The organism is Thalassobaculum litoreum DSM 18839, assembly GCF_900102465.1.
GTDB classification, from domain to species: Bacteria; Pseudomonadota; Alphaproteobacteria; order Thalassobaculales; family Thalassobaculaceae; genus Thalassobaculum; species Thalassobaculum litoreum.
On the sequence record NZ_FNBW01000003.1, the window covers coordinates 104,213 to 118,427 of the forward strand.

At 68.8% G+C, this 14,215-nt stretch carries 14 protein-coding genes; 7 read left to right on the forward strand and 7 right to left on the reverse strand.

Annotation, left to right across the window (positions count from 1 at the left end; genetic code table 11):
• Positions 1-3 precede the first annotated feature (3 nt).
• The 6 genes from BLS34_RS05670 (at position 4) to BLS34_RS05695 (ending at position 5,701) form a co-directional block, all read left to right on the forward strand.
• Positions 4-1,359, forward strand: coding sequence for an amidase (locus BLS34_RS05670; protein ID WP_093148821.1), 1,356 nt, complete (start codon positions 4-6; stop codon positions 1,357-1,359).
• Positions 1,360-1,489: 130 nt separating this feature from the next.
• Positions 1,490-1,657, forward strand: coding sequence for a YdcH family protein (locus tag BLS34_RS05675; protein WP_084619024.1), 168 nt, complete (start codon positions 1,490-1,492; stop codon positions 1,655-1,657).
• A gap of 365 nt (positions 1,658-2,022) precedes the next feature.
• Complete coding sequence (locus tag BLS34_RS05680) at positions 2,023-3,159, forward strand: DSD1 family PLP-dependent enzyme (RefSeq protein WP_093148823.1); 1,137 nt, start codon at positions 2,023-2,025, stop codon at positions 3,157-3,159.
• A 46-nt stretch (positions 3,160-3,205) separates the two neighbouring features.
• Positions 3,206-3,667: a SufE family protein gene (locus tag BLS34_RS05685; RefSeq protein WP_093148825.1), complete on the forward strand. Its 462-nt coding sequence runs from the start codon at positions 3,206-3,208 to the stop codon at positions 3,665-3,667.
• A gap of 8 nt (positions 3,668-3,675) precedes the next feature.
• Positions 3,676-4,146, forward strand: coding sequence for an iron-sulfur cluster assembly scaffold protein (locus BLS34_RS05690; RefSeq protein WP_051245017.1), 471 nt, complete (start codon positions 3,676-3,678; stop codon positions 4,144-4,146).
• Between the two features lie 226 nt (positions 4,147-4,372).
• Positions 4,373-5,701: an MATE family efflux transporter gene (locus BLS34_RS05695; RefSeq protein WP_175474115.1), complete on the forward strand. Its 1,329-nt coding sequence runs from the start codon at positions 4,373-4,375 to the stop codon at positions 5,699-5,701.
• Between the two features lie 155 nt (positions 5,702-5,856).
• On the opposite strand, the gene BLS34_RS05700 is transcribed toward BLS34_RS05695, so the two are convergent.
• On the reverse strand, positions 5,857-7,380 hold the full coding sequence (locus tag BLS34_RS05700) for a DHA2 family efflux MFS transporter permease subunit (RefSeq protein ID WP_051245016.1): 1,524 nt from the start codon (positions 7,378-7,380) through the stop codon (positions 5,857-5,859).
• Positions 7,381-7,506: 126 nt separating this feature from the next.
• On the opposite strand from BLS34_RS05700, the gene hisC reads away from it, so the two are divergent.
• Entirely contained in the window at positions 7,507-8,625 is a 1,119-nt protein-coding gene (hisC, locus tag BLS34_RS05705; protein WP_051245015.1) for a histidinol-phosphate transaminase, read from the forward strand.
• Between the two features lie 32 nt (positions 8,626-8,657).
• Here hisC and BLS34_RS05710 read toward each other — a convergent pair whose 3' ends face one another.
• The 6 genes from BLS34_RS05710 to BLS34_RS05735 form a co-directional block, all read right to left on the reverse strand.
• On the reverse strand, positions 8,658-9,263 hold the full coding sequence (locus BLS34_RS05710) for a carboxymuconolactone decarboxylase family protein (protein WP_093148830.1): 606 nt from the start codon (positions 9,261-9,263) through the stop codon (positions 8,658-8,660).
• A gap of 73 nt (positions 9,264-9,336) precedes the next feature.
• Positions 9,337-9,981: a PAS domain-containing protein gene (locus BLS34_RS05715; RefSeq protein ID WP_093148833.1), complete on the reverse strand. Its 645-nt coding sequence runs from the start codon at positions 9,979-9,981 to the stop codon at positions 9,337-9,339.
• Positions 9,982-10,175: 194 nt separating this feature from the next.
• Positions 10,176-10,988: an SDR family NAD(P)-dependent oxidoreductase gene (locus BLS34_RS05720; RefSeq protein ID WP_093148836.1), complete on the reverse strand. Its 813-nt coding sequence runs from the start codon at positions 10,986-10,988 to the stop codon at positions 10,176-10,178.
• A 31-nt stretch (positions 10,989-11,019) separates the two neighbouring features.
• Positions 11,020-11,574, reverse strand: coding sequence for a carboxymuconolactone decarboxylase family protein (locus BLS34_RS05725; RefSeq protein WP_093148839.1), 555 nt, complete (start codon positions 11,572-11,574; stop codon positions 11,020-11,022).
• A gap of 26 nt (positions 11,575-11,600) precedes the next feature.
• A complete protein-coding gene (locus BLS34_RS05730; RefSeq protein WP_093148841.1) occupies positions 11,601-12,683 on the reverse strand; it encodes an FAD-dependent oxidoreductase in 1,083 nt (360 codons plus the stop codon).
• Between the two features lie 27 nt (positions 12,684-12,710).
• Complete coding sequence (locus BLS34_RS05735; RefSeq protein WP_093148844.1) at positions 12,711-14,174, reverse strand: amidohydrolase family protein; 1,464 nt, start codon at positions 14,172-14,174, stop codon at positions 12,711-12,713.
• Between the last annotated feature and the right edge of the window lie 41 nt (positions 14,175-14,215).

Below are 14,215 nucleotides of genomic sequence, written 5' to 3' on the forward strand. Positions count from 1 at the left end.
CCCATGACCTTCGCACCGAAAACCCCGATCGCCGAGATCCTCACCGCACTCGATACCGGCCAGATCACCGCCGCCGCCCTGCTCGACACCGCCCTGGAACGGGCGAAGGACGCCTCCGGCGAGGGCGCACGGGTCTTCCTGTCCCTGATGGAGGACAGCGCCCGCGCCGAAGCGGTGGCGAGTGACGGCCTGCGCAAGGCCGGCGTGCCGCCGCGGCCGCTGGAAGGCCTGCCGATCTCGGTGAAGGACCTGTTCGACGTGAAGGGCGCGGTGACCACCGCCGGCTCCAAGGTGCTGGCCTCCGAGCCGCCGGCCGAGGCCGACGCCCCGGTCATCGCCCGGCTGCGCGCCGCCGGGGCGGTGCTGGTCGGCCGCACCAACATGACCGAGTTCGCCTATTCCGGCCTCGGCATCAATCCGCATTACGGCACCCCGGCCAATGCCTGGGACCGGGCCTCGAAGCGCATTCCTGGCGGCTCCTCCTCCGGGGCGGCGGTCAGTGTGACCGACGGCATGGCGACGGTCGGTCTCGGCACCGATACCGGCGGCTCGGTGCGCATCCCGTCCGGGCTCTGCGGTCTGGCCGGCTTCAAGCCGACCCAGAGCCGGGTGCCGATCGACGGGGCGGTGCCGCTGTCCACCAGCCTGGACAGCATCGGCCCCCTGGCGCCGACCATGGACTGCTGCGTGCGGGTGCATCAGGTGCTGGCCGGCGAGCCGAGGCGGGCGATCCCGGCCCTGCCGGTGAAGGGTCTGCGCCTGGCCGTGCCGAAGGAGTTCGTGCTCGACGATCTGGACGAGCCGACGGCGGCGGCGTTCCAGGCTGCCCTGAGCCGGATCTCGGAGGCCGGGGCGACCATCGTCGACCTCGCCCTGCCGGAGCTGCTGGAACTGCCGGTGGTCAACGCCAAGGGCGGGTTCACCGCGCCGGAGAGCTACGCCCTGCACGAGCGGCATATCCTGCGCGATCCGGACGCCTTCGATCCGCGTGTCATTTCCCGCATGCGCCGGGCGAGCGAGCAGTCGGCAGCCGATTACTACAGCCTGGTGAACGCCAGGGCCGACATCCAGGCCCGAGTCGCGGCCAAGACCTCCGCCTTCGACGCGGTGCTGATGCCGACCACCCCGCGCATCGCCCCGCCGATCGAGGAGCTGGCGGCCGACGATGCGGTCTACGGCGCGGTGAACATGGCCATGCTGCGGAACTGCTCCGTCGGCAACTTCCTCGACCGCTGTGCCGCGACCATCCCCGTGCAGGATGAGGGGGCGGCCCCGGTGGGCCTGATGATCATGGGAGAAACCCTGGCGGATGACCGGATCTTGGCCATCTCGCTCGGCCTGGAGACCTTATTCACGTAATGGGCTTCTGGTAACTTTCCGTCAAAACTTCAAGGGGTTGAGAGTTCATTGTTGCGCACCTAACTGGGAAGGGTACGCTTTTGGTTCCGGGCGGCAGACACGCACCCGGAGACGTCGAAAGGAGGATCGTATGACAGCGACTGATCGGATCCACTCCCTGCAAGTGCGCCACGCCTCGCTTGAAGAGAAGCTGGACAATGAGTCCGGACGACCGTTGCCGGACGAAGTCGCGATACATGACCTGAAACGTCAGAAGCTAGCCATCAAGGACGAAATAGCGCGACTGCAGCGCCCCTGATCAAAAGGGTCTCGTTCTTTCCTACAGGACCGGTTCGTGCGCCGATCACGGAGCGTACGGACCGGCCCTCGGGCCCGCCTTTCCACCGAAGGGCGGGCTTTTTTAATGGGCGGTTGGAAGGTGGGTGCAAGGACATCTTCTTGTCTGTCACATACCGTTCCCCGTCATCCCGGCGAAGCCCGGGCTTGACCCGGGGATCGGCCGGGACCTAGCCGTAGCCGAAGGTACTGGGTCCCGGTCGTCCTCTCCGGAGGCCACCGGGATGACGGGAGGTGAGTGAAAGAGGATAGAAGCGCTCCCCGTCTTGCCCTGGGCCGTCTGGCGGACGACAGTGGTCCCCTCTTTCGTCACCGGGAGCCTTCATCATGACCACGCCGCCGCCAGCCCGTGTCGGAGATCCGGCCGGTGCGATCGACACGCCCGCCCTGGTGATCGATCTGGACGCCTTCGAGCGCAACCTCGACCGGATGGCGGCCTTCGCCAAGGAAACCGGCGTGCGCATCCGGCCGCACGCCAAGACCCACAAGTCGCCGATGATCGCCCGCCTGCAGATGGAACGCGGCGCCGTCGGCCAGTGCTGTCAGAAGGTCGGCGAGGCCGAGGTGCTGGTCGATGGCGGCATCGACGACGTGCTGGTCTCCAACCAGGTGGTCGGCGAGGCCAAGGTCGCGCGTCTGGCCGCCCTGGCCCGACGGGCGCGCATCGGCGTCTGCGCCGACGACCCGCTGCAGGTCGACGCCTATGCCGCCGCCGCGCGGACATACGGGACGACGCTCCATGTGCTGGTCGAGATCGACGTGGGCGCGGCGCGCTGCGGCGTCGCCCCCGGCACGCCGGCCGTCGAGCTGGCCCAGCGGATCGCGGCGGCCGACGGTCTGGTCTTCGACGGCATCCAGGCCTATCACGGCGCCGCCCAGCACATCCGCGGCTATCGCGAACGTCACGCCGCCATCGCCAAGGCCTCCGACCTGGTCGAGGCGACCGTCGATGCGCTCGCCGCCGCCGGCCTGGAATGCCGCACCATCGGCGGCGCCGGCTCGGGCACCTTCCGCTTCGAGACCGGCACCGGGCTGTGGAACGAGTTGCAGCCCGGCTCCTACTGCCTGATGGATGCCGACTACGGCCGCAACCTCAAGGACGACGGCTCCGAAGGGCTGGAGTTCGAGCACGCTCTGTTCATCGCCTCTACGGTGATGAGCGCCGTCGTTCCCGGCCGGGCGGTGGTCGATGCCGGGCTCAAGGCGTCGTCGGTGGACAGCGGGCTGCCCGAGGTCTGGCAGCGCGCGGACACGACCTTCGTCTCCGCGTCGGACGAGCATGGCAAGCTGTCGCTCGGCGCCGGCGCCCCGCCGGCCGGGCTGGGCGACCGGGTCTGGCTGGTGCCGGGCCACGTGGATCCCACGGTCAACCTGTACGACTGGTATGTCGGCGTGCGCGGCGGGCTGGAGAGCGGTTATGTGGAGTGCCTGTGGCCGGTGGCCGCCCGCGGCGCGCTGACCTGAGGGGCTGTTCGTTGACAGCCGCGCCGCAACGCGCCAAATCCTGGGCATGGACAAGATGACCCCCGACGCGCCCGACACTGCACCCGAGCGTTCGATCCACGAGGAGCAGGAAGAGCTCATCGACGAGTTCGCCTTCTTCGATGACTGGATGCAGCGCTACGAGTACCTGATCGATCTCGGCCGCAAGCTTCCGCCGCTGGACGAAGCGTACAAGCGCGACGAGTTCAAGCTGAAGGGCTGCCAGAGCCAGGTCTGGCTGGTCGGCGAGAAGCGGGGCGAGCGGCTGGTGTTCCACGCCATCAGCGACGCGGCCATCGTCTCCGGCATCATTGCGCTGCTGCTGCGGGTGTATTCCAACCGCACGCCGCGGGAGATCGCCGCGACCGAGCCCGACTTCATCCCGGCCATCGGCCTCGACGCCCACCTGTCGCCGACCCGCAAGAACGGGCTCGGCGCCATGCTGACGGCGATCAAGGACCGGGCGCGGGCCGAACTCGACGCGGCATAGGCGCGGCCATGGCGGCGCAGTCCTCGACCCCGGCCCCCACGCTGGCTCCCACTCTGGACAGCGTCTATCAGGACCGGCTGCTCGACCTCGCCGACACCATCGCCCGCGACGGTCATGTGGTCGCCGCGCCCGATGCCGAGACCTCGGCGGTCAGCCGGGCCTGCGGCAGCCGGGTGGCGATCCAGGTGCGCTTCGACGGCGACACGGTCGCCGATTACGGACAGCGGGTGGAGGCCTGCGCGCTCGGCTCCGCCGCCGCCTCGGCGGTCGGTGGCGCGGTGGTCGGCGCGTCGGTGGCCGAGGTGCGCGCGGCGGCGATCACGCTGGAGGCGATGCTGAAGCGGGACGGGCCGGCGCCCGACGGTCGGTTCGAGGCGCTCTCCGCCCTGCTGCCGGCAAAGGCCTTCACCAACCGCCATGCGTCCATCCTGCTGACCTTCCGCGCCTTGGAGAAGGCGTTCAAGGCGACGGGCCGGTAGAACAGCCTTCGAGCCACTCGGGTCGAGGTCCATTTTGCTCATTTCATCGTCATCCCGGCGAGCCCAGGGCTCGACCCGGGGGTCGACCGGGACCTAGATTGGGAGGGTGCTGGGTCCCGGTCCGCCCCCGGATCAGATCCGGGGCCGTCCGGGATGACGGATGCTTGGAAATCATTACGCCTTGCCCTTAAGCCCTGGGGCGGTTCTCGCACATGAAGGACACGACGTGAGCGACGCGCGCCGGACCCGGCTGCTGGACGGGCCGATCCTGAAGACCCTGGCCGTCCTCGCGGTCCCCAACATCGCCGCCTCCTTCCTGCAGTCGGGGATGAGCGTGGTGGAGGGCGCCTATCTCGGCTGGCTCGGCACGGTGGAGCTGGCCGGCGTCGCCCTGGTGTTTCCGCTGCTGATGCTCACCAACATGCTGTCGGGCGGCGCCATCGGCGGCGTGGTCGCCGGAGCGACCGCCCGCGCGCTCGGCGCGGACGACGACGCGCGGGCGCAGGAGATCCTGCGCGCGGCGGTGCTGATCGCCCTGGCGCTGGCCACCGTCATGGCGCTGGCGATCCTCGGCTTCGGCCGCGCTCTCTACGGTCTGCTCGGCGGCGAGGGGGTGGTGCTGGAGGCGGCCGACCTGTACGGCGACCGCCTGGCCGCCGGCATCTTCACCCTGTGGCTGTTCAACGTGCTTGCCAGCCTGCTGCGCGGATCGGGAGACACGATCCGGCCGGCGATCGCGCTCGGCTGCGTGCTGGTGTTGCATGCGGTGATCGCCTGGGTGCTGATCTTCCCGGCGGGGCTCGGCATCGCCGGAGCGGGGCTCGCCATGCCGCTGGCCTATCTCTTCGGGACCCTTGGCCTGTCGGCCTGGCTGCTGAGCGGCCGGGCGGCGGTGCTGGTGAAGCCGGGGCCGGTGACCGGCCGGGTGCTCGTCCCGTTGCTGCGCCAGGGAACCCTGGCGGCGACCCAGTCGGCCCTGACGATCTCCATGGCGCTGATCGTGACCGCGATCATCGGCCGGCTCGGGACCCACTGGCTCGCCGGTTACGGCATCGGGGCGCGGCTGGAGCTGCTGATGATCCCGGTGATCTTCGGGGTGGGCGGGGCGCTGATCGCCATGGTCGGGGTCAATGTCGGCGCCGGCCGGCGGCGGCGCGCGATCCGCGTCGCGTGGACCGGCGGGGCGATGGCGGCCTGTATCGTCGGCAGCATCGGTCTGATCGGGTCGGTGGCCCCGGATCTCTGGGGCGGGCTGTTCACCCGGGACCCCGAGACCCTGGCCGCGGTCGCGACCTATCTGGGCATCGTCGGGCCGTTCTACGCCTTCTTCGGCCTGGGGCTGTGCCTGTATTTCGCCAGCCAGGGTCTCGGCTCCATGGTCTGGCCGGTGGTCGGCACGCTGCTGCGGCTGCTGATCGTGGTGGCCGGCGGCACCGCCCTGGTCGCGACCGACGCCGCCACCCCGCAGGCGGTCTTCGCCGTGGTGGCCGCGGCGATGGCGTTCTACGGCATGTTCATCGTGGCGGCGCTGCGGCTGGGGCCGTGGCGCTCGTAAATTTTCACCGTCATCCCGGTGACCCCGGACCTGATCCGGGGCCGGGCTCGACCCGGAGGTCGGCCGGGACCCAGAAGGGCTGCGGCCCGGTCCCGGCCCGAGTCCGGATCGGGTCCGGTCTCGTCCGGGATGACAATCCAAAAGGAAAGAGCCCGCTATCGCCGCAGCCTGATCAGCAGCATCAGCGGGAGCACGGCGAAGGACGTCAGCGTGAAGGCGTAGAACGAGTTCAAATACCCGATCATCGCCGCCTGCCGGGCCATTTCGCCGGACAGCCCCGCCAGCGCGCCGGCCCCGTCCAGCGACCACACCCGGAACAGGGAATCCTGGAACTGCAGCGCCTCGTTGGTCGGCCGCGCATGGGCCGTCATCTCCGCGTAGTTCACCCGGGCGCTGTTCAGGGCGATGGAGATGGCGATCGAGATGTAGATCGAACTGCCGAAGTTCCGCACCAGGTGGAAGATCGCCGTCGCCTCCGACGTCTTCTCCCGCGGCAGGGTGTTGAAGCTGACGACGGTCAGCGGCACCCAGACCAGCCCGACGCCGAGCCCCTGGAGCGCACTGGTCCACAGCACGTCGAAGGTGGTCAGGTTGATGCTGAACTGGGACATGTACCAGCCGGCGATGCCCTGCAGCGCGAAGCCGGCGGCCAGGGTCGGTCTGGGGTCGAGCTTGCTGCCCCAGAACATGAAGAAGAACCCGACCAGCGTTCCCACCCCGCGGGCGCCCAGGACCACCCCGATGATCGAATCCGGATAGCCCCGCACCCCCTGCAGCAGGGCCGGCAGCAGGGTCATCGGCGTGAAGTTCAGCATGCCGAAGACGAAGACCAGCAGCAGGCCGATGGCGTAGTTGCGGTCCAGCAGCAGCTTGGGATCGAGGAACGGCCGCTCGGCGGTGAGCGAGTGGGCGATGAACAGGTACAGCATCAGCGCCGCGACCGCGCCGCAGAGCAGGATCGTCGCGCTGTCGAACCAGTCCAGCCGCTCGCCCTGGTCCAGCATGAACTGGAAGGCCGCGATGAACATCGCCAGGGTCAGGAAGCCGGTCCAGTCGAGGTAGTTGGAGCCCGCCTTGGAGCGGTCCTGGATATAGATCGCCACCCCGGCGAGCGCCGCGAGACCGCAGGGCACGATCATGAAGAACACCCAGCGCCAGTTATAGACCTCGGACAGGTAGCCGCCGATGGTCGGGGCCAGCACCGGGCCGAGCACCACGCCCATGCCGAAGATCGCCATGGCCGAGCCCTGCTGATGCTTGGGGTAGCTGTCCATGACGATGGCCTGGCTGAGCGGCACCAGCGGCGCGCCGAACGCGCCCTGGAAGACGCGCGCCACCACCAGCAGCTCCAGCGTCGGCGCCAGCCCGCAGGCCAGGGAGGCGACGGTGAACCCGCTGACCCCCCACAACAGGATCGTACGCCGCGAGAACCGGGCGGCGAGCCAGCCGGTCATCGGCGTGGCGACCGCCGTGGCGATGATGTTGAAGGTCACCACCAGGGCGATCTGGTCGGTGGTGGCCGACAGTGCCCCCTGCATCTGCGGCAGCGACACGTTGGCGATGGTGACCGTCATCGCGTACAGCGCGGTCACCATGGTCAGCGTCGTCAGGATCAGCGCCCGGGTCAGCGCATCCGGACGCGTGGCCTCGGCGGGGTCATCGATCGGCTCAGCGGTCATGGCCTCAGCTTATCGGCAGCACGCGGCAATAACGAGAGGGGCAGCCGTCGCAGGTGCCGCGAGGTGATGCACAGCGCGATCAAATCACGCTAATCTCTGCCGCCCGCCAGACCAGGAGACCCGTACATGGCCGATGCCGAACCCGCGCAGAGTGTTGCGAAGCCCTTCATTCGTGCCATGCCGCCCGCCGGCCAGCCGCCGATCCAGCGGGATTCCAAATCGGGGATCGATCCGGCCGCCATCCGGCGCATGAACCTGAACGAATCGCCCTTCCCGCCGTCGCCCAAGGCGATCGCGGCGATGCAGGAGGCGGCGACCCGGGTGAACTACTACCCGGACCCGGTGTGGCGCGACCTGACGGCCGCTCTGGCCGACCATACCGGCCATCCGCAGAACCGCATCGTGCTGGCCAACGGCTCCGACGAGCTGATCGTCGCCGCCGGCCGCATCGTGCTGTCGCCGGGCGACGAGGTGCTGGTGCCGGTGCCGTCCTTTCCGAGCTACAACAAGACCGCGGCGGTGAACGGCGCCTCCCTGGTCGCGGTCAAGGTGCGCCAGGACGGCGCCGCCGATACCGAGGGGATGCTGGCCGCGGTGACCGACCGTACGCGCATCGTGTTCCTGGCCACGCCGAACAACCCGACCGGCGGGATCCTGAGCACCGAGGAGGTGGTGTCCTTCGCCAAGGCCCTTCCGCCGACCACCCTGCTGGTGCTGGACGAGGCGTATTACGAGTATGGCATCCATGGCGGCGGCTCCGACCATCTGGCGGCCATGGCCGAGGTCACCAACGTGCCGTGGGTCGCCTTCCGCACCTTCTCCAAGGCCTACGGCCTGGCCGGCATGCGGGTCGGCTACGGTCTGTGCGGGTCGGACGAGGTCGCCGGCTGGTTCCAGAAGGTCCGCAGCACCTTCAACGTGAACGCGGTGGCCCAGGCCGGCGCGCTGGCGGCGCTGGGCGATCAGGCGCATATGAAGTCGATCGTGCAGCGCACCTTCGTGGAGCGTCAGCGCCTGGAGGCGGGGCTGGCCAGGCTCGGCTGCGAGTCGTTCCCCAGCGTCGGCAACTACCTGTCGTCGAAGACCCCTAAGCCGGCCGCCGAGGTGGTCGCCGAGCTGGAGAAGCGCGGCATCATGATCGGCCGCCTGATGGCGCCGGGCTACGAGGGCTATATCCGCATCACCACCGGCCGGGCGGAGGATACCGACGCCCTGCTGGCGGCGCTGGAAGAGGTGTTGGCGTAAGGCCGGTGCGGAACACGGGCGTCGGCCGGCCGCTACCCGTGGCTCCAGTTCTCCGGATCGTCGTTCTCGCCGGGTGACAGGCCGAGGATGTCGCCCTCGGTGTTCACGCCCAGGCCGAGTACCGTGCGGTTGGCGTAGCTGAAATACGCGGTGACCTGGTTGATCTCCAGGATCTCGCCGTCGTCCCAGCCGGCCGAGCGCATCTCCTCCACCATGTCGGCGGTCATGGTCGCCGGGTCGCGGGTCAGGTGCTCGGCATAGCGCAGGGCGGCCCGGTGCTTGGCGTCGAAGGCCGGGCCCGGATCGCCGGCCTCCAGCGCGCCGCGGATCTCGTTCGCCCGGCCGTCGTCACCGAGCAGCCGTCGCAGCCCCTGGAAGTGATGCTCCACGCAGTAGGAGCAGCCGTTCAGCAGGCTGACCTGCACGCCGATGGTCTCCAGGAAGTGCTTGGGCACCGTGTTGGCGGCATGGTGCAGCACGTACTTGTAGAGGTGCATATGCCCCTCCATCGAGTGCGGCCGCAGCGAATGCGCCATCATGATGTTGTCGACGTTGTCCCCCGGCCCCTTCACCCGGTCGTACAGGGTCTTCAGGCGGCCGGTGGCGTCGTCGTAGGGGACCGTCTTTATCCAGGTCATGGCGGGTACCTTCACGGTTGCTCGCCCGACGGTACACCGCCTCCCGCGCTTGCGGCACCGCAGAGTGTCGAGCCTAGGTCGACGCCTTACGCACCCGGGCCTGCTGGCGGGCCCTTTCCTCGGGCGACAGCTCGAACGGGTCCACCGGGATGTTGCCGACGATGAACTGGGAGCAGACATCCCCCTCGTAGGTCATCGGCAGGACCACCCGACGCCAGCACTTCGCGCCGACCCAGTCGGGCGACCGATGCAGGCTGTAGATCGGGCGGCGCGCCCGGTAGGCGGCCAGGTAGATCGAACGGTACATCAGCGCCAGATTGTTCCGGGTGGTCCGGTTCATCTCCGACACCGTCTCGCCGGTCCAGTCGCGGCCCGCATGGGTGGCCACGCCGGTGCCGTAGAGTCGGTAGCGGGCGTCGAACCCGTCGCGCAGCACGTCCAGGATCATGATGTTCCCCACCGCGGGGAGCAGGGTCAGCATGTCGAACTCGGCGCGGGTCTGGTGGCCGGTCTGCGGGTCGGTGTGCTTCTGCCAGTAGGAGAACAGGAAGCTCAGCTTCTCATTCTCCAGCTGGTCGGGCGAGGTCGCGAAGAAGCAGGCGAGACAGTCGGGGCTCAGGCGGGCCGGCGGACAGCCGCCGATCAGGGCGTTGGCGGCGGCGTCCAGTTCCGCGTCGGTCGGCTCGACCCAGGCGGGGTCAACGGGGCGGTCTTTCAAGCTCGTTCTCCTGCGCCGACACCCCGAGTTCGCGCTCCGGCCTCGCGTCGCGACAGCCGGCACGGGTGGACGACATCGAAGAGTACGCGACCACACTCCCCGCCGGTTGTCACCCCTTCTCACCCAAAGGTCACCGGTGCCCCTGGGCGATACACAACTGGGTTGTAGCAGCGCCCGGATCGGGTGTCCGAACCCTATCCCCGCACCGAGGTGAGCCCGCCATCGACCGGCATGATCAGGCCGGTGACGTACCCCGCCTCGTCGGAGGCCAGGAACAGGGCGGCGTTGGCGACGTCCCAGGCGGTACCCATGCGACCGAGCAGGGGAACCCGGGCGTTGCGTTCGCGACGGACCTCCTCGCGGTCGATGTTGCGCTCCCGCGCCCGGCGCTCGATCGCCATGGGCGTGTCCATCAGGCCGGGCAGGATGGCGTTGGCGCGGATGCCGAACTCGGCGTTCTCGATCGCCAGGTGATGCGTCAGGGTGTTCACCGCCCCCTTGCTGGTCTTGTAGGCGACGCCGCTGCGGGCGGTCGGCTCCACTCGGGCGCTGATCGAGGAGGTCGAGGAGACGTTCAGGATCACGCCCGCGCGCTGGTCGCGCATGACCGGCAGCACATTCTTGCAGGTCATGACCATGCCCTTGAGGTTCATGTCGAACAGCCGGTCCCAGACCTCCATGTCCATCTCCGGCGTCGGCCGGTCGCCCAGTGACATGCCGACATTGTTGTGCAGGATGTCGATCCGGCCGTAGCGGTCCACGCAGGCGGCGGCCATGGCCCGGCAGCTCTCCTCGTCGGTGATGTCGGCCTCGAAGGCGGAGGCGGTGCCGCCCGTGTCGGCGATCATCGCGACCGTGTCCTGTGCCGAGGCGATATCCTTGTCGACGACCAGCACCGTCGCACCCTCCTGTCCGAAGCGCAGGGCGACGGCCCGGCCGTTGCCCATGGTCTCGCCCGGCTGCTGTCCGCCGCCGACGACGATGGCGACCTTGTCCTTCAGGCGCATGCCCGTTCCTCCCGGTTGTTGTTGTTTTGCGTCAGGCGGGCAGGGGGAACTGCTCCAGCCAGGGGGCGTAGTCGTCCTCCACGTCGATCTGCAGGCTGGCGAGGATCCGCACCACGCCGCAGTAGAAGCCGATGGTGACGATCAGGTCGACCAGATCGGCCCGGTCGATCCCGGCCTCCAGGGTGGCGTATGTGGCGTCGCCGACGGTCATGTCGGTGACCATCTCGCGGGCGGCCCGCAGCACGGCGGTCTCCAGCTCGGGGAAGCCACCGTTGCCCTCCGCCTCGGTCTCCCGGCTGATGGCGTGGATGTCTTCCGCACTGACGCCGAACTGCTCCACGCCGAGGCGGCAATGGTGGGAATACTCGTAGGCGCTGCGGGTGAGGTAGCCGACCTGGATGATCGCCAGCTCGCGCAGCCGCGCATCGAGGGTGCTGCCGTAGCGGATATGGCCGCCGATGGTGCCGAAGGCGCGGGCCATGCCTGGGCTGTTCGCCAGCGCCCGGTGCAGGGTGATCGGCCGCTTCAGCAGATCCCTGTCCTCGGGGGCGAGGTCGTCGGGGGTGAGATACGGAACGCGGGCCACAGGCTGGGTCTCCTTCGATGTTGCCGTCAGTCCGCGATACCCATCAGGCGTGGACGGAGGATCCGTTGTACGGCATCCAGAGGAACGACCTGGCGGAGCAGCATATTGCGCAGGCCTCGGGCCATCGGGTTCTTCAGGGTCGCCATCGACAGCATCCGCTCGGTCTGCTGCACGATGGACAGTCCGACCCGGCGGCGGTCGCGCGAATAGGAGGTCAACCCGCCGTTCGAGATCCGGTCGGCCAGGACGGTCGCGTCCTCGATCCCGAGATTCATGCCGCGCCCGCCGGCGGGGGAGTGAATATGCGCGGCGTCACCGGCCAGGAACACGCGGCTGCTGCCGTAGCTGTCGACGATCCGATGCCCGGTGCTGAAGTCGGCGGACCAGGACGGTGTGCCGACGATCTTGCCCATCGGCAGTTTGGAGAGGGCGTCGGGGACGGTCGTCACGATCCGGAACCGTCGGCCGCCGAGCGGGATCACCAGCATCGCGTGCTCCGGTTGCAGGTGCATGGTGACCTCGTCGGCGCCGTAGGGCCCGTCGATCTCGACATCGGCGAGGTTCCAGTGCAGCGGGTGCCTTTCGCCCGGGAAACCGACGCCGAGTCCTTTACGCACCATGCTGTGCGCGCCGTCGGCGCCGATCAGGTAGTCGACCCTGACCTTTGTCTCGCTGCCATCCTCGCTCCGGAGCGTTGCGTCGACAACGTCGTCTCCGGCGGAGAACGCGGTAAGACCGGTCCGCCTGTCGACGCCGACGCCCAGAGCCAGGAGATCCTCCTCCAGTATCCGTTCCGTTTCGGACTGAGGCAGGGAGATCAGGAAGTTGTAGCGATGGTCAAGCCGGTCGAAGTGGATATCCGCGAGCGGTTTGGCGCCGGAGAAGAAGCGCATCCTGTTGAGCCGCTGCCCGGCGGCGATCAGACGCTCGGTCAGACCCGAGCGTTCGAGCAGTTCCATGGTCCGGACATTCACTGCCAGCGCCTTGCTGAGCGTGGTGCGGGCGGCGTTGCTGTCGACGATGCGAACGGTCGCGCCGTTCCGGGTCAGTCGGTTGGCGGCGGCCAGACCAACCGGTCCGGCTCCCGCGACGAGGACGGACGGTGCCATGGCGATCCTCCAATGCGTGTCGCCATCCTACACGCTGTCGCGGGTCTCGAACACCATCGGGGCCATCTGGTCGACGGTGCGGCCGGCCCAGTCGCGGGTCGGGATGCTGGAGAAGGAGCGCTCCTGCGCCGCCTGGAGCTCGGTCAGGGCGGCGCGCAGGTCGATGGTCGTGACCTCGCCGTCCTTCACCACCTGGTTGCCGTCGACGAAGACGTCGCGGATGCCCCGGTCGGTCGAAGCGTAGATCAGCGAGCGGATCGGCTCGCGCACCGGCATCATCGACGGTGCCGTCAGGTCGACGCAGACCAGATCGGCGCGGCAGCCGACCGCCAGCTTGCCGATATCGTCGCGGCGCAGGGCCCGCGCCCCGCCGACCGTGGCGGCGTTGAAGATGTCGGAGGTGTTCAGGTCGTCCACCGTCTCGGCGATGGTGCGGGCCACGGTGGCGACGTTGCGCATCTCCTCCAGGAAGTTGTGCGGATAGGTGTCGGTGCCGATACCCATGTTGATGCCCTCGCGGACATAGCCGCCGAAGGTGCGCAGGGTGATGCCGCGGCGCATGAACACGGTCGGGCAGTGGGCGACGGTCGTGCTGCTGTCGGCCAGCAGACGCAGGTCCTCGCGGGTCGACCAGTGCACCCAGGGGTGATGGTCGAGGAAGATGCCATGGCCGATGATCGCGTGCTCGCCCAGCACCCCGATGTCGCTCATCCACTGTACCGGCGTGCGGCCGTGGCGGCGGATCATCTCCTGGAACTCGTTCACCGACTGGGCGGCGTGGGTCTGCCAGGGCAGGTTCTTCTCCTGGGCGTAGTCGTAGCTGTCGCGCAGCAGGTCGGCGGAGCAGGTGTCGATCTGCGCCGGCGCCAGCATGCCCATCAGGCGGCCCGACGGATGCTGGTTGGCGAGATCGATGGTGCGCATCGCCTTCTCGAACCCTGCGCGGCCGCCGCCGGACTCGTCCCAGTCGTACTGAAGCTGGTGGCCGTCATTGGTGTACCATTTGGCATCCTTGAACATCGGCGCCACGCAGGCCCGGATGCCGGACTCGGCCAGGACGTCGAGCCAGGCATCGAACGGGAAGGAGTAATCGACCACGGTGGTGACACCGCTGGTCAGCAGCTCGGCCATGGCGACCCGCAGGCTGGCGGCGAGACCCTCCGGATCGTTCTCGAAGATGGTGAGGAACTCGTAGAGCGAGGAGTGGAAGAAGCCGGGGCTGCGGATCTCGTCGGTCACGCCCTTGCGCAGCGGCTCGCTGGTCGGGTGGCTGTGGATGTTGACCAGGCCCGGCATTACCATGCGCTCGGAGCCGTCCATCTCCACGTCGACCTCGCCGGTGTAGCGGCCGCCGACCTGGGTCACGACACCGTTGGCGAAGACCACGTCTCCCCCCTTCAGGTAGACGTGCCGGCTCTCCTTGGCGTCCCAGGCGACGATCCAGGCGGCGTTGCGGATCACGGTGGTGCCGGGGGCGGACGGACCGGTCATCGGAAGGGCTCCATGTCTGTGCGGGCGGGTGCCGGGGGAGG